Origin of the sequence: Rhodovulum sp. PH10 (assembly GCF_000293785.1) — a bacterium.
Lineage (GTDB): Bacteria > Pseudomonadota > Alphaproteobacteria > Rhizobiales > Xanthobacteraceae > Rhodoplanes.
The window spans coordinates 1-21233 of the sequence record NZ_AKZI01000026.1; the positions used below are offsets into that span (position 1 = coordinate 1).

General features: G+C 68.7%; 22 protein-coding genes and 1 tRNA gene. 15 read left to right on the top strand and 8 right to left on the bottom strand.

The annotated features are described in order from the left end of the window. Window positions 1-566 precede the first annotated feature (566 nt). The 13 genes from A33M_RS05270 (at window position 567) to moaA (ending at window position 13876) form a co-directional block, all read left to right on the top strand. The gene (locus A33M_RS05270) at window positions 567-1169 is read left to right on the top strand and encodes a 4Fe-4S dicluster domain-containing protein (protein WP_008384306.1); all 603 of its coding nucleotides are present in this window, start codon (window positions 567-569) and stop codon (window positions 1167-1169) included. Then, complete coding sequence (gene hyfB / locus A33M_RS05275) at window positions 1166-3184, top strand: hydrogenase 4 subunit B (protein WP_008384308.1); 2019 nt, start codon at window positions 1166-1168, stop codon at window positions 3182-3184. The genes A33M_RS05270 and hyfB overlap by 4 nt, the downstream gene beginning before the upstream one ends. A 10-nt stretch (window positions 3185-3194) precedes the next feature. Further along, entirely contained in the window at window positions 3195-4133 is a 939-nt protein-coding gene (locus A33M_RS05280) for a respiratory chain complex I subunit 1 family protein (RefSeq protein WP_008384309.1), read from the top strand. A 17-nt stretch (window positions 4134-4150) separates the two neighbouring features. Next, window positions 4151-5590 (top strand): hydrogenase 4 subunit D, encoded by a 1440-nt coding sequence (locus A33M_RS05285; RefSeq protein ID WP_008384310.1) that lies wholly within the window; start codon window positions 4151-4153, stop codon window positions 5588-5590. Window positions 5591-5600: 10 nt separating this feature from the next. Further along, complete coding sequence (gene hyfE, locus A33M_RS05290) at window positions 5601-6254, top strand: hydrogenase 4 membrane subunit (RefSeq protein ID WP_008384311.1); 654 nt, start codon at window positions 5601-5603, stop codon at window positions 6252-6254. Window positions 6255-6259: 5 nt separating this feature from the next. After that, window positions 6260-7819 carry a hydrogenase 4 subunit F gene (locus tag A33M_RS05295; RefSeq protein WP_040619434.1) on the top strand — a complete coding sequence of 520 codons (1560 nt, stop codon included), beginning with the start codon at window positions 6260-6262 and terminating at the stop codon, window positions 7817-7819. Window positions 7820-7837: 18 nt separating this feature from the next. Then, entirely contained in the window at window positions 7838-9565 is a 1728-nt protein-coding gene (locus A33M_RS05300; RefSeq protein WP_008384313.1) for a hydrogenase large subunit, read from the top strand. Between the two features lie 13 nt (window positions 9566-9578). Next, a complete protein-coding gene (locus tag A33M_RS05305; protein WP_008384314.1) occupies window positions 9579-10127 on the top strand; it encodes a formate hydrogenlyase complex iron-sulfur subunit in 549 nt (182 codons plus the stop codon). A 56-nt stretch (window positions 10128-10183) separates the two neighbouring features. Beyond that, window positions 10184-10909, top strand: coding sequence for an NADH-quinone oxidoreductase subunit B family protein (locus A33M_RS05310; protein WP_040619435.1), 726 nt, complete (start codon window positions 10184-10186; stop codon window positions 10907-10909). After that, complete coding sequence (locus tag A33M_RS05315; protein ID WP_008384316.1) at window positions 10906-11316, top strand: formate hydrogenlyase maturation HycH family protein; 411 nt, start codon at window positions 10906-10908, stop codon at window positions 11314-11316. Before A33M_RS05310 ends, A33M_RS05315 begins: the two co-directional genes overlap by 4 nt. Continuing rightward, window positions 11313-11771: a hydrogenase maturation peptidase HycI gene (gene hycI, locus A33M_RS05320; protein ID WP_040619411.1), complete on the top strand. Its 459-nt coding sequence runs from the start codon at window positions 11313-11315 to the stop codon at window positions 11769-11771. The genes A33M_RS05315 and hycI overlap by 4 nt, the downstream gene beginning before the upstream one ends. Before the next feature lie 87 nt (window positions 11772-11858). Then, window positions 11859-12776 carry a formate/nitrite transporter family protein gene (locus tag A33M_RS05325; RefSeq protein ID WP_008384319.1) on the top strand — a complete coding sequence of 306 codons (918 nt, stop codon included), beginning with the start codon at window positions 11859-11861 and terminating at the stop codon, window positions 12774-12776. A 77-nt stretch (window positions 12777-12853) separates the two neighbouring features. Next, a complete protein-coding gene (gene moaA, locus A33M_RS05330) occupies window positions 12854-13876 on the top strand; it encodes a GTP 3',8-cyclase MoaA (RefSeq protein ID WP_008384321.1) in 1023 nt (340 codons plus the stop codon). 373 nt (window positions 13877-14249) lie between these two features. Here moaA and fdhD read toward each other — a convergent pair whose 3' ends face one another. Further along, window positions 14250-15107, bottom strand: a complete 858-nt coding sequence (gene fdhD / locus A33M_RS05335; protein ID WP_008384324.1) for a formate dehydrogenase accessory sulfurtransferase FdhD — start codon at window positions 15105-15107, stop codon at window positions 14250-14252. A 94-nt stretch (window positions 15108-15201) separates the two neighbouring features. Continuing rightward, on the bottom strand, window positions 15202-15519 hold the full coding sequence (locus tag A33M_RS25345; RefSeq protein ID WP_443212575.1) for a hypothetical protein: 318 nt from the start codon (window positions 15517-15519) through the stop codon (window positions 15202-15204). 12 nt (window positions 15520-15531) lie between these two features. On the opposite strand from A33M_RS25345, the gene hypB reads away from it, so the two are divergent. Continuing rightward, complete coding sequence (gene hypB / locus A33M_RS05340) at window positions 15532-16218, top strand: hydrogenase nickel incorporation protein HypB (RefSeq protein WP_443212577.1); 687 nt, start codon at window positions 15532-15534, stop codon at window positions 16216-16218. A 52-nt stretch (window positions 16219-16270) separates the two neighbouring features. Here hypB and A33M_RS05345 read toward each other — a convergent pair whose 3' ends face one another. The 6 genes from A33M_RS05345 to A33M_RS05370 all read right to left on the bottom strand — a co-directional run bounded on the left by A33M_RS05345 (window position 16271) and on the right by A33M_RS05370 (window position 20362). After that, complete coding sequence (locus A33M_RS05345) at window positions 16271-17086, bottom strand: di-trans,poly-cis-decaprenylcistransferase (protein WP_008384328.1); 816 nt, start codon at window positions 17084-17086, stop codon at window positions 16271-16273. Between the two features lie 77 nt (window positions 17087-17163). After that, window positions 17164-17583, bottom strand: a complete 420-nt coding sequence (locus A33M_RS05350) for a transcriptional regulator (RefSeq protein ID WP_008384330.1) — start codon at window positions 17581-17583, stop codon at window positions 17164-17166. Next, window positions 17570-18193, bottom strand: a complete 624-nt coding sequence (locus A33M_RS05355) for a hypothetical protein (protein ID WP_008384331.1) — start codon at window positions 18191-18193, stop codon at window positions 17570-17572. The genes A33M_RS05350 and A33M_RS05355 overlap by 14 nt, the downstream gene beginning before the upstream one ends. A gap of 239 nt (window positions 18194-18432) precedes the next feature. Beyond that, window positions 18433-18507 (bottom strand) — tRNA-Val (locus A33M_RS05360). Between the two features lie 121 nt (window positions 18508-18628). Continuing rightward, on the bottom strand, window positions 18629-19204 hold the full coding sequence (locus A33M_RS05365; protein ID WP_008384333.1) for a hypothetical protein: 576 nt from the start codon (window positions 19202-19204) through the stop codon (window positions 18629-18631). A gap of 333 nt (window positions 19205-19537) precedes the next feature. Further along, a complete protein-coding gene (locus A33M_RS05370) occupies window positions 19538-20362 on the bottom strand; it encodes an HAD-IA family hydrolase (protein ID WP_202801798.1) in 825 nt (274 codons plus the stop codon). Window positions 20363-20530: 168 nt separating this feature from the next. Here A33M_RS05370 and rpiA point away from each other — a divergent pair, with 168 nt between their 5' ends. After that, entirely contained in the window at window positions 20531-21226 is a 696-nt protein-coding gene (gene rpiA / locus A33M_RS05375; protein WP_040619446.1) for a ribose-5-phosphate isomerase RpiA, read from the top strand. Window positions 21227-21233 lie beyond the last annotated feature (7 nt).

The following is a 21233-nucleotide window of genomic DNA, read 5'->3' on the forward strand; positions in this document are numbered from 1 at the left end:
CCCGCGCGCGCGCGGCAGCCCATACGGCGGGGCGCACCGCGCGGGGCGCCGCCGCCGGGCTCGCACGCCGCCCGGACGGGCGACGGCGCTCGGTCGGGACAGGGCGGACAGGCCCGCCGCACCGCGCTTCCCGCTCGGGAGCGGGCGCAGGCGCACGCGCCGTCCGGCCGTCACCAGCCTTCGCATCTCGCATTCAAAGCGCACCTCGACCCGGTCAGGAGCAGCTCGGCCTGGTCCCTGATCGAGTTTGGTTATCGGTCAATCCAAAGAAGCTATTAGTATTGGCGGGTTTCCTGTGGGCGGAGACTGGAGCAAACCATAAGTCGGCTCCATTCGTATCAGTCCGTATTCCCTGAATTCGATTTCTGCAAATACAGTCGCGCCGCGTCACGAAGGGCGTGGATACGGACAAAGGCTCGATAATACGATCGATAGACTTGGCTTATTAAACCATTTCTATCGTGCGATCGGTTCCAGTTATCGCCGCCCGAGCCCGCCTCCCCGCCGACGCCCAGATCGACACCACGGTCCCGCCGCCCCCCGCGGCGGGTGTTGGAGAGAGGGACATGAACCGCTTCGTCATCGCGGAACCCGGACGATGCATCGGCTGCAACACCTGCATGGCGGCGTGCACTGCCGTGCATCGGGGGCAGGGCCTTCAGGCCCATCCGCGCCTGACGGTGACGCGCACGGCCGATGCCACCGCGCCGATCGTGTGTCGGCACTGCGAGGATGCGCCGTGCGCCCGGGTCTGCCCGGTCGACGCCATCACGCTTTCGGGCGACGCCGTGCTGCTCGACGAGAAGCTGTGCATCGGCTGCAAGATGTGCGCGCTCGCCTGCCCGTTCGGCGCCATCGCGCCGTCCGGCACGCCGATCACCGGCGTCGCCGGAACCGGCGTCGTCCACCCCACCCGCGCCGCCGCGCTCGACCCGCTGCTCGCCTGGGACATCGGCGTGAAGTCGGTCGCCGTGAAGTGCGACCTGTGCGGCTTCCAGGAGAGCGGCCCCGAATGCGTCCGCGTCTGTCCGACCACCGCGCTCGCGGTGGTGGACGGCGACACGCTGCGCCGCGTCGGTGACGACAAGCGCTTCGTCACGGCGGTCGTCGCCACCGTCACCGATCGGCCGCTGGCCGGTCGCTCGCTCGCCTCGGGAGAGACCGCATGACCACGCCCCTCGAGCTTCTGGCCCTGTCGGTCGCGCTGTCGGGCGTCGCGGCACTGGCCGGGCTTCTGCTCGCCCGCAACGAGACGCTGGCGATCTGGTCCGCCGGCCTCGGCGGGCTTCTCGCCGGCATCGCCGGCGTCGCTGCCGGCCTTCTCGCGCTCGGCACCGAGCCGTCGGTGTTCAACGTCGCCGGGCCGTACCCGTTCGCTCATTTCGTGCTGCGGCTCGATCCGCTCGCCGGCCTGATGGTGGCGGTGATCTCGTTCGTCTCCGCGGTCTCCTCGGTGTTCTCGCTCGCTTACGTGCGCGAGTATGCCGGCCGCGGCGTCGGCGCGATGGGCTTCTTCCTGAACCTGTTCGTCGGCTCGATGATGCTCGTCGTCGTCGCCGACAACGGCTTCTGGTTCCTCGTCTTCTTCGAGATGATGTCGCTCGCCTCCTACTTCGTCGTGATCTTCGATCAGGACGAGGAGGCGGTCTCCGCCGGCTTCGTCTACTTCCTGGTCGCGCACGCCGGCTCGGTCGCCATCATGGCGGCCTTCTATCTGATGGCGAACGTCGCCGGCAGCTTCGACTTCGCGGCCTTCCGCGCCGCGCATCCCTCGCCGCTGATCGCCTCGATCGTCTTCCTGCTCGGGCTCGGCGGCTTCGGCGCCAAGGCCGGCATGATCCCGCTGCACGTCTGGCTGCCGCGCGCGCATCCGGCGGCGCCCTCGCACGCCTCGGCGCTGATGTCGGGCGTGATGATCAAGATCGGCGTGTTCGGCATCGTCAAGGTCGGCATCGACCTGCTCGGCGGCGGCGTGCTGTGGTGGGGCGTGCTGGTGCTCGCGCTCGGCGCCGTCTCCTCGGTGCTGGGCGTGATCTACGCGCTCGCCGAGCACGACATCAAGAAGCTGCTCGCCTACCACTCGGTCGAGAACATCGGCATCATTTTGCTCGGCGTCGGCACCGGCATGATCGGTCTCGCCACCGAGCAGCCGCTGGTGGCGGTGCTCGGCCTGATGGCCGGCCTCTATCACCTGGTCAATCACGCGGTGTTCAAGGGCCTCCTCTTCCTGGGGGCGGGCTCGGTGATCTTCCGCATGCACACCAAGGACATGGAGGAGATGGGCGGGCTCGCGCGGACGATGCCGTGGACCTCGCTGTGCTTCCTGATCGGCGCGCTGGCGATCTCGGCGATCCCGCCGCTCAACGGCTTCGTCTCCGAGTGGTTCACCTATCAGGCGCTGTTCGCCGCCGCCCTCGACGGCACCTTCCTCGCAAAGCTCGCCACCCCGATCGCCGCCACCATGCTGGCGCTCACCGGCGCGCTCGCGGTGATGTGCTTCGTCAAGGCGTATGGCGTGATCTTCTCCGGTGCGCCGCGCAGCGAGCACGCCCGCCACGCCCGCGAGGTGCCGGCGCCGATGGTGATCGGCATGGTGATCCTGGCGATCGCCTGCGTCGGGCTCGGCCTCGCCGCGCCGGTGATCGCGCCGGTGATCGGCGGCATCGCCGCGGCGACGCTGCATGCGCCGGTCGCGGTGCTGGCCGACGGCGCGCTGGTGCTGCCGGGGGCGGGCGCCCGCACGGTGCTCTCGACGCCGTTGCTGGCGCTCATGCTGGTCGCGCTCGCCGCGCTGCCGATCGTGCTGATGGCGGTGTTCACCGGCGCTCGCCGGGGTGGCCGTCGCACCGCGGCCCCGTGGGCCTGCGGCTATCTCCCCGACGGCCACATGGCGGTCTCCGCCGGCAGTTTCGCCCAGCCGATCCGCATGTTCTTCCGTCCGCTCTATGCGGTGCGCAAGGACGTGGCGGTGGTGTCGACCGCGATCTCGCACCGCTTCGCGGCGCTGGTCGCCCAGACCCGGCGCAGCGAGCCGATGTTCGACCGCACGCTGGTCACCCCGGTGATCGAGGCGGTGACCGGCATCGGCCGCCGCACCCAGGTGCTGCAGAACGGCGATTTCCGCATCTACTGCCTCTACATCGTCGCGGCGCTGGTCGCCCTCCTGCTCGTGACCCTTCGCTAGGAGCCTCGTCGTGCCCAGCCTGAGCCAGTTTCTCCTCGCCGTTCTCCAGGCCGTGCTGTTCCTTGCGGCGGCACCGCTTCTGTCCGGCTTCATGCGCGTGATCCGCGCGAAGATGCACACCCGGCACGGGCCGGGCGTGCTGCAGGACTACCGCGACATCATCAAGCTGATGAAGCGGCAGGACCTGCGTCCGCCGGCGTCCGGCTTCGTGTTCCGGCTGGTGCCGGTGATCCTGCCGGCGACGCTGATGGTGATCGCCATGGGCATCCCGGTGGTCGGCCGCACCGCGCCGGTCACGGCCTTCTCCGACCTGATCACGGTGATCTATCTGTTCGCCCTGGTGCGGTTCTTCTTCTCGCTGTCCGGCCTCGACTCCGGCTCGTCCTTTGCCGGCATCGGCGCCAGCCGCGAGCTGACGCTCGGCGTGCTGGTCGAGCCGGTGATGTTGCTCTCGCTGATGGTCGCGGCGCTGCTCGCCGGCTCCACCGATCTCGGCGCGATCGGCACCGCGGTCGGCACCCTGCAGATGAGCTCGCTCGCCGCCACGGTGATGGCCGGCGTCGCCTTCGCCTTCGCCGTCTATGTCGAGCTCGGCAAGCTGCCCTACGACATGGCCGAGGCCGAGCAGGAGCTGCAGGAAGGCCCGCTCACCGAATATTCCGGGCCGTCGCTGGCGATGATCAAGGTGTCGCTCGCGCTCAAGCAGCTTCTGGTGGTCGCCTGGTTCATCGCGGTCTTTCTGCCGTTCGGCAAGGCGACCTCGATGGCGCCGCTCGCGCTCGCCGGCAGCTTCCTTCTGTTCGTTCTCGAGATGGTGGCGATCTTCGTCGTCGTCGGCATCGTCGAGAACAGCGTCGCCCGCACCCGCTTCCGCCTCACGCCGCGCCACTCCTGGCTCGGCGTCGGCATCGCGTCGCTCGCCTTCGTCTTCTATCTCGCCGGCTTGTGAGCGACAGGAGAATCCCGATGCTCGACCTCGCCCTCGCAACAATCCTGCTGCCGGTCGCCGGTGCCGTGCTGGTGGCGGTCTCGCCCCAGCCCTGGGCCAAGCGGATCTGCCAAGTCTTCTCCGGCCTCGCCGTGGTGACCGTGCTCCTGCTCACCTGGCAGTTCTCCGCCGCCGGCAAGGTGCCGGTCCAGGCGACCCTGATCGCCTTCGGCGACACCGCCATCCTCGGCTTCACCGTCGACACCGTCTCGGTGCTGGTGGCGATCGCCGTGGTGTCGATCGGCTTCCTGATCGCGATCTATTCCGGCGCCTATCTCGGTGCCGGAAACCGCGAGCACCCCGATATCGGCCGGCGGCGCTTCTACGCCTTCCTCGCGCTGTTCATCGGCGCGATGGCCGGCGTCGTCTTCACCGACACGCTGATCGGCCAGCTGGTGTTCTTCGAGATCACCGGCGCCTGCTCGTGGGCTCTGATCGGCTACTACGAGAAGCCGAAGTCGCTCTACTCCGCCGCCAAGGCGCTGATCATCACCCACATCGCCTCGCTCGGCCTCTATGTCGCGGCGAGCGTGCTCTTCCTCGACACCCACACCTTCTCGCTGTCGGCGATCGCCAATCTCGACGACACCGGCAAGACGATCGTGCTGATCGCCATCATGGTGGCGGCCTGGGGCAAGTCGGCGCAGCTGCCGTTCCACATGTGGCTGCCCGACGCGATGGAGGCGCCGACCCCGATCAGCGCCTATCTGCACGCCGCCTCCATGGTGAAGGTCGGCGTCTATATCGTCGCCCGCTCGCTGATGGCCTCGGGTGGCGCGCCGGAGATCGTCGGCTGGGTCGGCGTCGTGATGGCGGTGATCACCCTGGTGTTCGGCTTCCTGATGTATCTGCCGCAGGCCGATCTCAAGCGCCTGCTCGCCTACTCGACCATCACCCAGCTCGCCTACATCTTCCTCGCGCTGTCGCTGTCGGTGTTCGGCTCGAAGCTCGCCTTCAACGGCGCGATCGCCCACGTGTTCAACCACGCCTTCGCCAAGACGCTGTTCTTCCTGGTGGCCGGCGCGTTGAGCTACACCACCGGCACCCGCATGCTGCCGGTGCTGCGCGGCGTGCTCTCCAAGGCGCCGCTGATCGGCGTCGCCTTCGCGGTCGCCGCGCTCGCCATCACCGGCGTGCCGCCCTTCAACGGCTTCTTCTCGAAGTTCGCGATCTTCGCCGGCGGCTTCTCGGTGTCGCAGGCCCACCCGCTGCTCTACGTGCTGGTCGGCATCGCGCTGCTCGAGTCGGTCGGCAGCTTCGCCTGGTTCCTGAAATGGGTCGGCTGGACGGTGCCGGGCCGCCCGACCGATCCGGTCGCCGCCGCCGCGCCGCTGCCCGCCGCCATGGGCTTCGTGCTGGTCGTGCTCGTGATCATGTCGGTCTGCTCGAGCTTCATCGCCGCGGCCTGGCTCGGCTGAGGGGGAAAGGATGTCCGGAATTCATCTCGTCAACGGGCTCGCGGGGCTCCTGATCGTCACCTCCCTCCTGGTGGTGACGGCCCGCAAGCCGGCGCACTCGGCGATGTTCTACGCCGCCCAGTCGTTCGTGCTGGTGCTGGTCTTCCTGGCGCTCGCGGGCGTCACCGGATCGCATGAGCTCTACACCTGGTCGGCCACCGCCTTCTTCACCAAGGTGATCCTGGTGCCGGTGATCATGAGCCGCCTGTTCGGCCGGCTCGAGGATCAGAAGCTCGGCACCGGTGAGCGCATCTCGCCCGCCCTCTCGGTGATCCTCGCCGCGGTCGTGGTGGTGCTGTGCTTCGTCGTGGTGTCGGGGGTCGCGCTGCCGACCGCGGAAGCGGTCAAGCCGGCGCTCGCCATCTCGCTCGCGCACTTCTTCCTCGGGCTCGCCTGCATCGTCACGCAGCGGAACATTCTCAAGCAGGTGTTCGGCTACTGCCTGATGGAGAACGGCTCGCATCTCACGCTGGCGCTGCTGGCCGCGAACGCTCCCGAGCTGGTCGAGGTCGGCATCGCCACCGACGCCATCTTCGCGGTGGTGGTGATGGCGGTGCTCGGCATGCAGATCCATCGCACGCTGGGGACGCTCGACGCCGACCAGCTCACGACACTCAAGGGATGACCGCCATGTCTTCCGTCCTGCCCATTCTCCTGCTGCTCGGGCCGCTGGTCGGATCGCTCGCGATCTTCGCCTTGCCGGTCGGCAAGGAGGCGTCCCGCACGGTCGAGATCGTCCATGTCGCGGCCATCGGCTTCCTTCTGGTGATGGCGCTCGCCGTCGGCGGCGTCACGCTGGCGAGCGGCCCGGTCGGTGCATTCGGCCAGTGGGTCTATGTCGATCCGCTCGCGGCGATCTTCGTCGGCCTGGTCGGCGTGGTCGGCTTCCTCACCGGGCTCTACTCGCTCGGCTACATCCGCCACGACGTGGAGCACGGCGAGCTCACGCCGTTCCGCCACAAGCTCTATTACGGCTTCTTCAACCTCTTCCTCTTCACCATGCTGCTCGCCGTCACCGCGAACAACATCGTGATGATGTGGGTGGCGGTCGAGGCGACCACGCTCGGCTCGGCCTTCCTGGTCGGCATCTACGGCAAGCGCTCCTCGCTCGAGGCGGCCTGGAAGTACGTGATCATCTGCACGGTCGGCGTCGCCTTCGGCCTCTACGGCACGGTGCTCACCTTCTCGAACGGCTCGGAAGTGCTCGCCGACCCGCACGGCGCGATCCTGTGGACCACGCTGTTCGCCAACGCCAAGGCGCTCGACCCGATGCTGGTCAAGATCGCCTTCGTGTTCGTGCTGATCGGCTTCGGCACCAAGGCCGGCATCTTCCCGATGCACGCCTGGCTGCCCGACGCCCACTCCGAGGCGCCGAGCCCGGTGTCGGCACTGCTCTCGGGCGTGCTGCTCAAGTGCGCGCTGTTCGTGATCATCCGCTACTATGCGATCACCATGCAGGCGGTCGGCCCGGAATTCCCGCAGACGCTGCTCCTCCTGCTCGGCTTCCTGTCGGTCGCGGTCTCGGCCTTCCTGTTCTTCGTTCAGCAGGATCTCAAGCGTAAGCTCGCTTATTCGAGCGTCGAGCACATCGGCCTGATCCTGCTCGGCCTCGGCTTCGGCGGCCCGCTCGGGCTCGGCGCGGCGCTGCTGCACGCCGTCAATCACTCGTTCGCCAAGGCGCTTCTGTTCTGCGGCTCCGGCAACGTCCTGATGAAGTACGGCAGTCGTGACCTCGGCACGGTGAAGGGCCTTTTGCGGGTCGCGCCGGTGTCGGGCGTCCTGATGATGGCGGGCGCGCTCGCGCTCGCCGGCTTCCCGCCCTTCAACGTGTTCGTCAGCGAGTTCATGGTGTTCAACGCCGGCCTCGGCTCGGGCTGGATCTGGCTGACGATCGGCGCCGCGCTGCTGCTCACGGTCACCATCGCCGGCTTCGTCCAGATCATCTCCGGCTCGGTGCTGGGCAAGGCGCCGGAGACGATGCGCAAGGGCGATCTCGGCTTTGCGACGCTCGCGCCGATGGGGCTCCTGATGGCGCTCGTCCTGATCTTCGGCTTCGCGGTGCCGCAGCCGGTCACCACGCTGATCGGCCGCGCGGCGAGCGTGGTCGCCGGCGGGCCCGCCACCGCCCTGGAGCCTCCCACGCCCATCTACGGCATCGCGCCGCAGCTGCAGCTCGAAGCCCGCCGCTGAGTCGCACGGAGAAACATCATGCACGCTCCTTTGACAAAGCCGGACACGACCCGGATCGGCTCGGCGACCATCGCAGAGCTCCGCCGCAAGCTGCCGCACGCGGTGCTCGACGAGAGCTGGCAGACGCCGACCCAGGCGACCATCACGGTGAAACTCGACGATCTGCCGAACGTCGTCTCGACGCTCTATCACGAGCACGACGGCTGGCTGTCGGTGATGGCCGGCAACGACGAGCGCTCGATCAACGGCAACTTCGCGCTCTACTACGCGCTCTCGATGGAGGGCGCGGAAAAATCCTTCATCGTGGTGCGTGCAGAGGTGCCGGCCGCGACCGAGGAGTTCCCCTCGGTCACGCCGCTGGTGCCGGCGGCCGTGTGGCACGAGCGCGAGGTGCGCGACATGTTCGGCCTCAGGCCCGTCGGGCTGCCGGACGAGCGCCGCCTGGTGCTGCCGGACGATTGGCCGGAGCATCTGCACCCGCTGCGCAAGGACGCGATGGACTATCGCCTGCGTCCCGAGCCGACCGGCGACGACGAGACCTATCGCTTCGTCAACGACGCCGAGAGCGAGACCACCGTGGTGCCGCTCGGCCCCTTGCACATCACCTCCGACGAGCCGGGTCACTTCCGCCTGTTCGTCGACGGTGAGGACATCATCGATGCCGACTACCGGATGTTCTACGTGCACCGTGGCATGGAGAAGGTCGCCGAGACCCGGATGGGCTACAACGAGGTGACCTTCCTCGCCGACCGCGTGTGCGGCATCTGCGGTTACGCGCACTCGGTCGCCTACACCACCTCGATCGAGAACGCGCTCGGCGTTCAGGTGCCGGAGCGGGCGCAGGCGATCCGCGCGATTCTGCTCGAGACCGAGCGGATGCACAGCCATCTGCTCAATCTCGGCCTCGCCTGTCACTTCGTCGGCTTCGACACCGGCTTCATGCAGTTCTTCCGCGTCCGTGAGAAGGCGATGACGCTCGCCGAGCTGCTCACGGGCTCGCGCAAGACTTATGCGCTCAACCTGATCGGCGGCGTGCGACGTGACATTCTCGGCGAGCAGAAGGCCGAGACGCTGCGCATCGTCTCCGAGCTGCGCGAGGAGGTGACACGCCTCGTCGAGATGCTGCTCGCCACCCCGAACCTCGAGGGTCGCGTGAAAGGCGTCGGCCTGCTCGATCCGCAGATCGCCCGCGAATATTCGCCGGTCGGGCCGTGCGTGCGCGGCAGTGGCCACAAGCGCGACACCCGCGTCGATCATCCCTTCGCCGGCTACGGCCGGACGACGTTTCCGGTGCACACGGGTGAAGGCTGCGACGTGCTCTCGCGCACGCTGGTGCGGGTCGGCGAGTTCTTCGACAGCCTGTCGATCATCGAGCAGATTCTCGCCGACGCGCCCGGTGGTCCGGTGCTGACGGAAGACTTCACCTATCGGCCGCACAAGTTCGCGCTCGGTTTCACCGAGGCGCCGCGCGGCGAGGACGTGCACTGGTCGATGACCGGCGACAACCAAAAACTCTTTCGCTGGCGCTGCCGGGCCTCGACCTATGCCAACTGGCCGGTGCTGCGCTGGATGCTGCGTGGAAACACGGTGTCGGACGCGCCGCTGATCGTCGCCTCGATCGACCCCTGCTACTCCTGCACCGATCGCGTCACCGTGGTCGACGTGAAAAAGGCCGTCAGCAAGACCGTCCCCTACAAGGAGATGGAACGCTACTGCCGCGAGCGCACCAATTCGCCGCTGAAGTGAGGAGACCGCTTCGATGTTCAAGCTTCTGAAGGAAGTGCTCCGCACCGGCGAGGCGACGGTGAAGTACCCGTTCGCGCCGGTCGAGGTCGCGAAGGATTTTCGCGGCAAGCCGGAGCACGTTCCGGAAAACTGCATCGCCTGCGCCGCCTGCACGGTCGCGTGCCCGGCGAACGCACTCGGCATGCAGACCGACCTCTCCGCCGGCACCCGCATTTGGTCGATCGACTACGGCCGCTGCGTGTTCTGCGGCCGCTGCGAGGAGGTGTGCCCGACCGATGCGATCCGCCTCTCGACCGACTTCGAGCTGGCGGTCGCCGACAAGGCGGACCTGCGCCGCACCGCGGTGTTCCGCCTCGCGTCTTGCGTTTGCTGCGGCAAGCCGTTCGCGCCGGAGAAGGAGGTCGCCTACGTCGCCGAGCTGCTCGAGGCGACTGCCCCGACAAAAGCCGACGCCGAGCGGCGCCGTCAGCTGGTCGCCACCTGTCCGGCCTGCAAGCGCGCGAACGACGTCGTGCAGATCGACACCGCCGACGTCGCGCGCACCATGGAGACCGTCCGATGACCCGCCACATCACCGAGACCGACGTCCGCGCCGCCGGCCCGTTCGCCAAGGTCGACATGCCGGCCGACATCGCGCGGATGAAGGCGTCGCTGCTGAAGGACATCCGCCGCTCGGCCTATGTATACCGAGTCGACTGTGGCGGCTGTAACGCCTGCGAGATCGAGATCTTCGCCTCGATCACCCCGGTGTTCGACGCCGAGCGGTTCGGCATCAAGGTGGTCGCTTCGCCGCGCCACGCCGACATTCTGCTGTTCACCGGCGCGGTCACCCGCGCGATGCGGATGCCGGCGATGCGCGCCTACGAGGCCGCGCCCGACCCGAAAATCGTCGTCTCCTACGGCGCCTGCGGCGTCTCGGGCGGCATCTTTCACGACCTCTATTGCACCTGGGGCGGCACCGACAAGATCGTGCCGGTCGACGTCTACATCCCCGGCTGCCCGCCGACCCCGGCCGCGACCGTGTACGGCTTCGCCGTCGCGCTCGGACTGTTGGGTCAGAAGCTGAAGGCGGAGACTCACGTCCAGGCGGACGGCGAGCGCGTGCCGCTCGCGCATCCGTCGATCCCCTACGACCTGCGCGTTCACATCGAGCGCGAGGCGCGCCGCATGGCCGGCTATCGCCAGGGTGGCGATATCGCCGAGCGCTTTCTGGTGATGCTCGAGCAGCCCGGCATCGTGCCGCTGACCGACCGCTTGGCGAAGTTCGTCGCCGCCGAGCAGGACCCGCGGACCGCCGAAATTCTCGCCCGGCTCGGCGAGGTGGTGACGGGGGCGATCGCATGACCCGGCTCGGCGAGGTGGTGTTCTATCGGCTCGACGCAAAAATCCTCGAGCGCGAGAGCGACGTTCCGCAGAACGCCCGCGAGGTCGTCTACTACTCGCTGGCCATCGGTCACCATGTCGGTGTGTTCGACTGCTTCAAGCCGATCCTGCGCTGCTCCGGCGCGTTCTACGAGAAGCTGGTCGCGGCGCTGCCCGAGGGCGACGCCCGCCGCAAGCTCGACGGCATCCGCCGGTTCGGCGAGATCACCATCGACAAGACCCACACGAGACTGCTCGGCAGCGCGATCGCGAAAGTGCGCGACGACGTGAGCGAGGAGGAGGCGGCGTGGCTCGATGGGTTGACCGCCTCGCTCGCCGCGATCGAGCGCGAGCCGGCGATCTATCTGATGGGACGGAGGCGGTTGTGAGCGGTGTGGTCTTCACGGTCGGCAACGTGCTGATGGGCGACGACGGGGCGGGCCCGCTGCTCGCCGAGCTTTTGGAGGCGGAAGGCGCCGACGGCTGGACGGTGATCGACGGCGGCTCGGCGCCGGAGAACGTGATGCACGCGGTTCGCCGCGGGGCGCCCGAGCGCGTCGTGCTGGTCGATGCCGCCGACATGCAGCTTCCGGCCGGCGAGGTGAGGCGGATCGACAAGGCGCAGGTCGCGGAGGCGTTCCTGATCACGACGCATGCGATCCCGCTCGACTTCCTGGTCGCCTCGCTCGAGGAGACGATTCCGGAGGTGACCTTCGTCGGCATCCAGCCGGAGCGGGTCGAGTTCTTCGCGACGATGACGCCGGCGGTGCGCACCGCCGTCACCGATCTCCACGCGCGGTTCCGCGACGGGCGCGGCGTCGCCGACATCCCCGCGATCGCCTGATCGTTTCGAGTTCCACCACGTCGACGAGCCCCCGGCGCCGGCGCATCCCACCACCTCGAGAGTTCGCAGAATTTCAGGAGACATCCGATGGGAGCGAACGAAGCCGCGAAGACCGACATTTTCGGGTCGGAAGCCTATTCGCCTGCCGAGATTCAGGACAAGGTCGAGAAGCTCGGCGTCAAGAAGGCACGCATGCCGTTCGTTGCGAGCTTCATGCTGTCGATGGTCGCCGGCGGGTCGATCGGCCTCGGCGCGATGTTCTACACCCTCGTCGCCGCCGACACGACGCTCGGCTTCGCCATCGCCAAGGTTTTGGGCGGCGTGGTGTTCTCCCTCGGTCTGGCGATCGTGATGATCGGCGGCGCCGAGCTGTTCACCGGCAACTGCCTGATCGTGATGGCGTGGTGGAACCGCCAGATTCGCACCGGCGAGGTGATCAAGAACTGGACCACCGTGTGGGTGGGCAACCTGGTCGGCGCGCTCGGCCTCGTCTTTCTCATCTACATGTCTCATCACGTCGAGACCAATGGCGGCATCATCGCGGCCGCCGCGCTGAAGATCGCGGTCGCAAAAATCCAGCCGGACATGGTGACGATCTTCTTCAAGGGCATTCTCTGCAATCTGCTGGTCTGCCTCGCGGTGTGGCTCGCTTATGCCGGCCGCTCGGTGGCCGACAAGATGGCGGGCATGATCCTGCCGGTCGCCGCCTTCGTCGCCGCCGGCTTCGAGCACTGCGTCGCCAACATGTACTTCCTGCCGCTCGCCTGGGTGCTGGCGCACACCGGCCACGTGCCGCAGGGCATGGACGTGTCGATGATCACGCTCGCGGGCATCGCCCACAACATCGTTCCGGCGACGCTCGGCAACATCGTCGGCGGCGCCGGCTTCGTCGGCTTCGTCTACTGGGCGATCTATCGCAAGGGCCTCGGCGGCATCACTCCGCTGCCGGTCCGCTCCGCGCCGGCCGGCGCCGAGCCGCAGGGCGCGCGCGCCGTCGCCCGCTGACCTCCGTACGCATGGCGGCGTCTCCCACGGGAGGCGCCGTCACCGGAGCCGCCCCCTTTTTGCGAAAGACCTCCGATATGTTCATCGATCACCCCGTCGCCGCCCGGCCCGCCCTCGTCGACACCTTTGGCCGCCACATCGCATATCTGCGCGTCTCGGTGACCGATCGTTGCAACTATCGCTGCACCTATTGCCTCGGCGAGCACCCGGTGTTCGTGCCCAAGCGCGAGGTTCTGAGCCTCGACGAGCTGGACCGGCTGTGCTCGGCCTTCGTGCGCTGCGGCGTGCGGCGCATCCGTCTCACCGGCGGCGAGCCGCTGACGAGGCGCAACATCGTCTCGCTCGTGCGCGGCCTCGCCCGGCACATCGAGACGGGTGCGCTCGACGAGATCACGATGACGACCAACGGCTCGCTGCTCGGCCGTCATGCGAAGGAGCTCGCGGACGCCGGCATGCGCCGGATCAACGTGTCGCTCGACACGCTCGACCCGGAAACGTTCTCCCACATCACCCGCGGCGGCGACCTGACGGAGGTGTTGGACGGCATTGATCTCGCTCGCGACGCGGGCCTCGCGATCAAGCTCAACACCGTCGTGCAGGGCGGCATGAACGACCGCGCGATCCCCGATCTGATGACCTACGCCCACGCACGCGGCATGGATCTGTCGCTGATCGAGACGATGCCGGTGGGTGACGCCGTCGGCGACCGCGCCGCCGGCTTCGTGCCGCTCGATCGCATCCGCGACGTCCTGGACCGCAATTTCACGCTGGTCGATCTGCCCAACCGCTCGGGCGGCCCGGCGCGCTATGTGCGCGTCGCCGAGACCGGCGGACGGGTCGGCTTCATCACGCCGATGAGCCACAATTTCTGCGCCGACTGCAACCGCGTGCGCGTCACCTGCACCGGCAGGCTGGTGCTGTGCCTCGGCCGGATCGGGTCGGTCGATCTGCGCGGTGCGCTGCGCGCGAGCGAGGGCGACGACGATCTGATGGCGGCGATTCACGACGCGGTCGCGCAGAAGCCGCAGGAGCACTCGTTCGCGGTCGATCAGCTCGGCCACCCGGCGATTGCGCGCGGCATGAACGCGACGGGCGGGTGAGGACTCGTCCTCCTGATCCCAGGCGACTGGATTTACGTTTTCGTTTTCGACGGTCGACCCGGAAGATCGACAGAGACACCGTCCGTCACCTCTCCCCGCGTGCGGGCCAGAGCATGCAAACATCGCCTCGCATGCATGTGTCCGTCATGCGCGGCTCGACCCGCGCATCCATCAGAAATCGAAGAACAATTTCTCATTCAGTGTGATGGATCGCCGGGTCGAAGCCCGGCGATGACGGCAGAGGTTTTGGCGAGCTCCACCTTTCTCATCGAAACACCGCACTTTCTGCCCTTGGATGCATCCTGTAGCGCGATCGGGGAGAGGTCGGCGAGCGAAGCTCGCCGGGTGAGGGGGAGCGCGAGCGGATCTCGTCTCAGCGGTTGCCGAGATCCGTGCCGGCGATCCGCTGCGGGTTTGCATACACGGTGAAGCGCGAGCCGCGCACAAAGCCCAGAAGCGCGACGTTCGCCTTGGCGGCGAGGCCGATCGCCAGCGAGGTCGGTGCCGAGACGGCGGCGATCAGCCCGATGCCGGCGGCGGCCGTCTTGTGCACCATCTCGTAGGAGCAGCGGCTCGACACCAGCACGAAGCCGGTCGTCTGGTCGACGCCGAGGCCCGGCAGCGCGCCGATCAGCTTGTCGAGCGCATTGTGCCGGCCGACATCCTCGCGAAGCGCCAGAATGCCACCGTCGCGATCGGCGAAGGCGGCGGCGTGCACCGCACCGACCTCTCTGTTCAGCGTCTGCCGCGCCGGCATGTCCGCCATCGCCCGCCGCACCGCGGCGGGCTCGAGCACGAGGTCGGTGCCGACGCGCGCCACCGGCCGCAACGCTTCGGAGAACTGATCGACACCGCACAGCCCGCAGCCGGTGCGGCCGGCGAGCGCGCGCTTGCGGGCGCCGAGCGCCAGCGCCCAGTCGCGTCCGATCTTTGCGCGCACCTCGATGCCGCGCTCCACCGGCACCACGTCGATCGCCTCGATGTCGGCGAGCGCGCCGACCACGCCTTCGGTCAGCGAAAAACCGCGGGCGAAGTCTTCGAGATCGGCGGGGGTCGCCAGCATCACCGCGAAGGGTGTGTCGTTGTAGATCAGCGCGACCGGCACCTCTTCCGCCACCGTCTCGTGACGACGGTCGGCCGTCTCCTCCGTGATCAGCCAGCAGTCGTCGATCCGGCGGCTGCCGGACGAAGGGGCTTCGGGTGCGACGGTGGTCTTGGGCGCGGGCGACATCGGCGGGTCCGAGCGGGCATGAGGCGTTCGTCTACAAGATCGTGAGACGGGGACGACAAATCAATAGGTACATGTGCTGAAGAGCGTCGTGAAATCACGCGCTATAACAAGGAGATGTTCGATAATTGCAGGATATCGGCCGATCGGGAAAGCCGATCGCCGATGCCTCCGGCACGGGCGGCCGCGGCGTGCTACTGCGGCACACATCGTGTCGGGAGAGGGCACGACGGATGTGTCGTGTCACGCATGCGGAGGGTTTTTTCTCATGTGCTCGGTGTGTGGATGCGGAACGGCGACGCCGGAAGGCGCAGCGGGGCAAGGCGCCCATCATCATCATCACGATCATGATCATGATCACGACCACGACCACGATCATGATCACGTGCACGGCCATCATCATGATCACGAGCATGCCGGGCTCGGCGTGAACGCCGATGCGTCGATCGTCCGCATCGAGCGCGATATCCTCTCCAAGAACGACGCCTATGCAGTGGAGAACCGCAAACGGCTCGCCGCGGGGGGCGTGCTGGCGCTCAATCTCGTGTCGAGCCCCGGCTCCGGCAAGACGACGCTTTTGGTGCGATTGATCCAGGATCTCGCGGGCAGCCTTCCGGTCGCGGTGATCGAAGGTGATCAGCAGACGTCGAACGACGCCACCCGCATCCGTGCGACCGGCGTCTCCGCCGTGCAGATCAACACCGGCAAGGGGTGTCACCTCGACGCCCACATGGTCGGCCACGCACTGGAGGAATTGCCGCTGCCGCGCGGCGGCGTGCTGTTCATCGAGAATGTCGGCAATCTGGTGTGTCCGGCGGCGTTCGATCTCGGCGAGGCCCACAAGGTGGTGGTGCTGTCGGTGACCGAAGGCGAGGACAAGCCGCTCAAATATCCCGACATGTTCGCGGCCTCCGACCTGATGCTGATCAACAAGTCGGATCTGCTGCCGCACGTCGAGTTCGACGTCGCGGCTTGTGTTACAAACGCGTTGCGCGTGAATCCGCGGCTGAGGACGCTGGTCGTCTCGGCCCGCACCGGCGAGGGGCTTTCGGCGTTTCGCGCCTGGCTCGACGCGGCGATCGGCATGGCCGCGGCGACCGCCGCGGCGCGCTGATCCGGGTTCGGGTCGGGCTTGCGCGGCGGCTGGTCGTCGCGCTGCCCGGTCGTCAGGCGGCGCTCGGCACCGCCGGTCGGGCGGCCGGGACGAGGGCGGGTGCGGCCGGGCTCGTGGTGGCCGGGCCGACATCGCCGAACCGGCGCTGCCGCCGCGAGAACTCGCTCACCGCCGCGGCGAGGTCGTCGGCGGAAAAGTCCGGCCACATGCGGTCGACGAACAACAGCTCCGCATAGGCGCATTCCCACAACAGAAAGTCCGAGAGGCGCTGCTCGCCGCCGGTGCGGATCATCAGGTCGACGTCGCCGCCGCCGCTTGCGGCGTCGCTCGCAGCGTCGGTGGCGCCGAGCGCCCCGCCGAGCAGCGCGGCAAACGTCTCGCGGGTGAGCGTGCGGCCGGCGGCGGCGCGAGCGGCGGCGAGGATCGCGTCGCGCGCCGAATAGTCGAGCGCGATGCGCAGATGCAGCTGCGTGCCCGCCGCGGTCGCCTGCTCGGCAGCGGCGATCGACGCGGCGAGCCCGCCCGGCAAACGGTCGCGCCGGCCGATCACCGTCAGTCGCACGCCGGCCTCGGCGAGCTTTGCCGTCTCCGCCCTGAGATAGTGGCGCAAGAGCCGCATCAGCGCGCCGACCTCGGCCGAAGGCCGCCGCCAGTTGTCGGAGGAGAAGGCGAACAGCGTCAAGACCGCGATGCCGAGCTTCGGCGCGGCCTCGATGGTGCGGCGGACGGCGTCGGCGCCGGCGCGGTGGCCGGCCGGGCGCGGCAGCCCGCGGGCGGTCGCCCAGCGGCCGTTGCCGTCCATCACGATGGCGACGTGGCGCGGAGCGGCGCAGGGGAGGGCACTCTGCGGGGGAACGTCGGTCGGCATGACGAATCCTCGGAATTCGGCGGCGGTTGTGCGGGGTTGTCGGGAAAGGGTTGGTGAACAGGAATGAAGGGGCGCGCTCAGGCAGGCGCCGGGTCGTCGGCGAGCTTCGTGCGGGCGGCGATGCCGGAACCAGCGCCCGAGCCGGCTCCCGCGGTGGCGCTGGCGGCGTCGCGCACCACCTGCTCGAGCACGGCGAGATAATCGAGAAAGCGGCGGCGGCCGCTCGGCGTGATGCGGCACACGGTCTGCGGCCGGTTGCCCTCGTAGCCCTTGAGGATCTCCACCAGCCCCGCTTCCGACAGCACCTGCAGATGGCGGCTCAAATTGCCGTCGGTGAGGCCGCACAGCCGCTTGAGGTCGGCGAAGACCAAGCCCTTCGGGTGGGCGATCAGCGAGGTGAGGATGCCGAGCCGCGCCTTCTCGTGAATGACGCGGTCGAGGCCCTCATAGGCGAAGCGGCCGGGCTCGCCGTCGCCCTCGCGCTCAGGCGTCGTCATGCGCGCCTCCGAGAGCCCGGTGAAGAATCGCGGCGAACAGAAGCTGGCCGAGGCCGAACGGCACGCCCATCGTCCAGGGCGACAGGTCGCGCGCCTCGGCCGACACGCCGAGCACCACGAGACCGCACAGGATGTACCACCCGCCGGTGAGGGTGGTCGCCCGCGGCAGCGCCCGGTTGGACGACACGATGCCGAGCCCGAACAGCAGCTGCCACAGGCCGGGCAGCAGCCATAACGCGTCCGGAGCAGCATGCAGCAGCACCAGCGGCAAGACCGCGCCGACGATCGCCGCCGGGGCGAACTGGGCGAAGGCCGCGTGGATCATCTCGTCGGCGAGGCGCGAATGCAGGCGGCGCGAGCGGGTGACGGTTTCCGCCCCGGCGAGCGCCATGCCGAGCGCGGCCGCGCCGATCCAGATCGCGAGAAAGATCTCGGGCGCCGCCATCGGGTCGGGCAGCCAGGCGGCCTGCGCGACCGCCGCGGCGACCGCCAAAAACCCGGTCAGCGCGAGCGTGGTCGGCCCGTAGCCGCGGAAATCGCTGCCGCGGGCGATCTGCGTCTTGATCGCGTCGATGTCGGCCAGCGCCTTTTCGAGCTCGAGATCGGTCATGCGCCCCCGCGCGCCCTGTTCGGGCGACGATCGTCCTCACTGACTTTGCGGCGCAAAGTATACGCCGATGCAAACCGTCCGCAAGCGCTTGCCGGCGAGGTCGTGTGTCGAAAGGAAGGGTGATCCGATCCGGCGTCCGAGTAAAACGGCGCGAACGGCAGCAGCACGTCCCGCAGCCCCGGTCGAGGTGAGGGACGAAAGCCGAGATTTCCTGCGATTTCAGATGCGTTCGGTCGGGATGGTGGGCGATGAAGGGATCGAACCTTCGACCTCTCCCGTGTGAAGGGAACGCTCTCCCGCTGAGCTAATCGCCCGAACCGATGCGGCGAAGTAAAGCGCCGGCACGAACCTGTCAAGCGCGGTGCGGCCGGGTCCGTCGTGGATCGGCGGCCGGTGCCGCGCCGGCCGCACGAAACCGCGATTGCGGCGCGGTCGTCAGCGCGCGAGCGGCGTCGCCGGCACCACGCTGGACGGCGGCGGGGCGGCCGGCTCCTCCGAGGCGGCGGGCTCGCTCCCCGATTCGGGCGCGACGATCGTCGGCGTGCCGGACGGCATGCTCGGCGCCGGCGCCGGGGTGGAGCGGGCGGCCGACGGCGCGGTGCGGCGATGCACGGCCGGACGGCGCCGCGTCGGGGCGGCCTCCGGCACCGGCTGCAGCTCGACATAGACCGGGTTCGGCTCGAGGCGCGCGGCGCCGGCGAATTCCTGGTTCTGCTGAGAGGGATCCGGCCGGATCACCCTGACCGGCACGGTCTGCGGCTCGTGGCCGGCGAGCGAGAAGGCGACGGTGACGTCGGCCGTCAGCGGCACCTCGAGCGCGCAGGGCGTCTTGCAGCTCGCCCCGGTCGAGAGTTTCGCATCGGCGCCCGGCGGGTCGCTCTCGAGGTTGAGCGCGACGCTCGCGGGCTCGCCGCGAAAGCTCGGGAATTGCAGGCTCGGCAGCGATTCGCAGCCGGCGAGCCACAGGCCGCAGCCCGCGACGGTGAGAACGCGATGAACTACGCTGGTCATGACACGGCGCCCCTACGCCGAAAAACGGCGCTCACGCCGAACGCACGGCGTCCCCCGCGCCCCTCTCGCACCATACGGAGCCACCGGGTTCCGCGCAACTGGAGCGGGCGATCGTTCCGTCCGGCTGTGGCGCCGGCGCCGCAGAGCAGCGGCCCCGCCTTTCGGCGGATTAGCGATTCATCAATGATTGCGGACGGTTGCGAAGCGATGCGTAAACCGTTCATCAACCATGTCGGCGAATGGCTTTTCGCCCGACGGCCCGGATTTTCGCTCGTCCGCGAACCGAGCGGTCGCGGTCAAATCATTGAATAGAAGAATAATTCCTGGTGGACGTCAGCGGTCCGCCGAAAAGCTTGCGCCGATCAGCTCGTGCACCGCATCGAACAGCGCGTCGTAACTGCCGATCACCCGGTCGGGATCGAGCGCCGTCACCGGCACGTCGGTATAGCCGAAATCGACCGCCACCACCGGGATGCCGGCGGATTTCGCGGTGGCGATGTCGGTGCCGGAATCGCCGACCATCACCGCGCTCGCAGGCGACCCGCCGGCCGCCGCGATGGTGCGCAGGAGCACGCGGGGATCGGGCTTCATCACGCCGAACGTGTCCTGGCCGCAGATCACCGAGAAGCGCGGCGCCAGCGCCAGCTCGTTCAGGAGCTTCACCGAGAGATATTCGAGCTTGTTGGTGCACACCGCGAACCGGCAGCCGGCGGCGGCGAGCCGGTCGAGCGCGCTTTCGAGCCCCGGAAACGGCCGCGACAGCTGCGAGATGCGGGCGGCATAGGCCTCGACATAGTCGGCATAGAGCCGGTCGACGTCGGCGCCTTTGCTCGGCAGGCCGTGGGCCGACAGCCCGCGCTCGATCAAGAGGCGGGCGCCGCCGCCGATGAAGCGCCGCGCCTCCTCGAACGGCACCGGCGAAATCCCTTCGCGGGCGAACAGGGCGTTCAGGGTGTCGATCAGGTCGGGGGCGGTGTCGACCAGCGTGCCGTCGAGGTCGAACACGACGGTGGGGGCGGGGGTGGGCTGGTGCATGGCGGCGACCTCGTTCTCGGCCCCCGCGCTGGACCCGTCACCCGGACGGATCACGACGACGCGGGCGTCCTCCGGGTCGAACCGGGCGAGCACCGCGAGACTGGAGGCATCCGGTCGGGCCATAGCGGCGCCGGCGTGCGGATGCAAGCCCGGCACGTGCACGGGAGAGACGTGCAGGCGTGGGTGCAGGAGTGGCGCACGGGCGGCGGCGCACGAGCACCCTAGGCTCGCGCCCGGATCGAGGCTACATAGCGGTCGGGTTCATCATTGGCGGTCAATCGGTTTTTCATCATGGACGCTGACGGACTGAAGCGCGAGGCGGCGGCCCGCGCCCTGGAGTTCGTGACCACCGGCATGCGGCTGGGGCTCGGCACCGGCTCGACCGCGAAGCATTTCGTCGCGCTGCTCGGCGAGCGGGTGCGGGACGGCCTCGACGTGGTCGGCGTGCCGACCTCGGAGACCACCCGGCTCGACGCCGAGGCGGCCGGCATCCCGCTCGTCACGCTGGAGGAGGTCGACGCGCTCGACCTCACGGTCGACGGCGCCGACGAGATCGCGCCGGACCTCTCGGTCATCAAGGGCGGCGGCGGCGCGCTGCTGCGCGAAAAGATCGTCGCCGCGGCGTCGGCGCGGATGGTCGTGATCGCCGACGAATCGAAATGGGTGCCGACGCTCGGCCGCTTCCCGCTGCCCGTGGAGGTGGTGCCGTTCGGTCTCGGCGCCACCCGGCGGGCGATCGAGGCGGCGATCGCGGAGGCCGGCTGCGCCGGCCCGGTGGCGCTCCGCCAGACCCGAGAGGGTCATGCTTTCGTCACGGACGGCGGGCACCTGATTCTCGATCTCGCGCTCGGCCGGATCGCCGAGCCCGCCCGTCTCGCGGAAAAGCTCGCCGCCATCCCCGGCGTCGTCGAGCACGGCCTGTTCATCGGGCTGGTCCGCACCGCCATCATCGCCGGCTCGTCCGGCCTCCGCCTCGAAGAGGCGTGACGCCGCC

Coding starts and splice junctions, on each gene's coding strand:
- A33M_RS05270 (WP_008384306.1), top strand. CDS start 567: ATGAACCGCTTCGTCATCGCGGAACCCGGACGATGCATCGGCTGCAAC.
- hyfB (WP_008384308.1), top strand. CDS start 1,166: ATGACCACGCCCCTCGAGCTTCTGGCCCTGTCGGTCGCGCTGTCGGGC.
- A33M_RS05285 (WP_008384310.1), top strand. CDS start 4,151: ATGCTCGACCTCGCCCTCGCAACAATCCTGCTGCCGGTCGCCGGTGCC.
- hyfE (WP_008384311.1), top strand. CDS start 5,601: ATGTCCGGAATTCATCTCGTCAACGGGCTCGCGGGGCTCCTGATCGTC.
- A33M_RS05295 (WP_040619434.1), top strand. CDS start 6,260: ATGTCTTCCGTCCTGCCCATTCTCCTGCTGCTCGGGCCGCTGGTCGGA.
- A33M_RS05300 (WP_008384313.1), top strand. CDS start 7,838: ATGCACGCTCCTTTGACAAAGCCGGACACGACCCGGATCGGCTCGGCG.
- A33M_RS05305 (WP_008384314.1), top strand. CDS start 9,579: ATGTTCAAGCTTCTGAAGGAAGTGCTCCGCACCGGCGAGGCGACGGTG.
- A33M_RS05310 (WP_040619435.1), top strand. CDS start 10,184: ATGCCGGCCGACATCGCGCGGATGAAGGCGTCGCTGCTGAAGGACATC.
- A33M_RS05315 (WP_008384316.1), top strand. CDS start 10,906: ATGACCCGGCTCGGCGAGGTGGTGTTCTATCGGCTCGACGCAAAAATC.
- A33M_RS05325 (WP_008384319.1), top strand. CDS start 11,859: ATGGGAGCGAACGAAGCCGCGAAGACCGACATTTTCGGGTCGGAAGCC.
- moaA (WP_008384321.1), top strand. CDS start 12,854: ATGTTCATCGATCACCCCGTCGCCGCCCGGCCCGCCCTCGTCGACACC.
- fdhD (WP_008384324.1), bottom strand. CDS start 15,107: ATGTCGCCCGCGCCCAAGACCACCGTCGCACCCGAAGCCCCTTCGTCC.
- A33M_RS25345 (WP_443212575.1), bottom strand. CDS start 15,519: ATGCTCGTGATCATGATGATGGCCGTGCACGTGATCATGATCGTGGTC.
- A33M_RS05345 (WP_008384328.1), bottom strand. CDS start 17,086: ATGCCGACCGACGTTCCCCCGCAGAGTGCCCTCCCCTGCGCCGCTCCG.
- A33M_RS05350 (WP_008384330.1), bottom strand. CDS start 17,583: ATGACGACGCCTGAGCGCGAGGGCGACGGCGAGCCCGGCCGCTTCGCC.
- A33M_RS05355 (WP_008384331.1), bottom strand. CDS start 18,193: ATGACCGATCTCGAGCTCGAAAAGGCGCTGGCCGACATCGACGCGATC.
- A33M_RS05365 (WP_008384333.1), bottom strand. CDS start 19,204: ATGACCAGCGTAGTTCATCGCGTTCTCACCGTCGCGGGCTGCGGCCTG.
- A33M_RS05370 (WP_202801798.1), bottom strand. CDS start 20,362: ATGGCCCGACCGGATGCCTCCAGTCTCGCGGTGCTCGCCCGGTTCGAC.
- rpiA (WP_040619446.1), top strand. CDS start 20,531: ATGGACGCTGACGGACTGAAGCGCGAGGCGGCGGCCCGCGCCCTGGAG.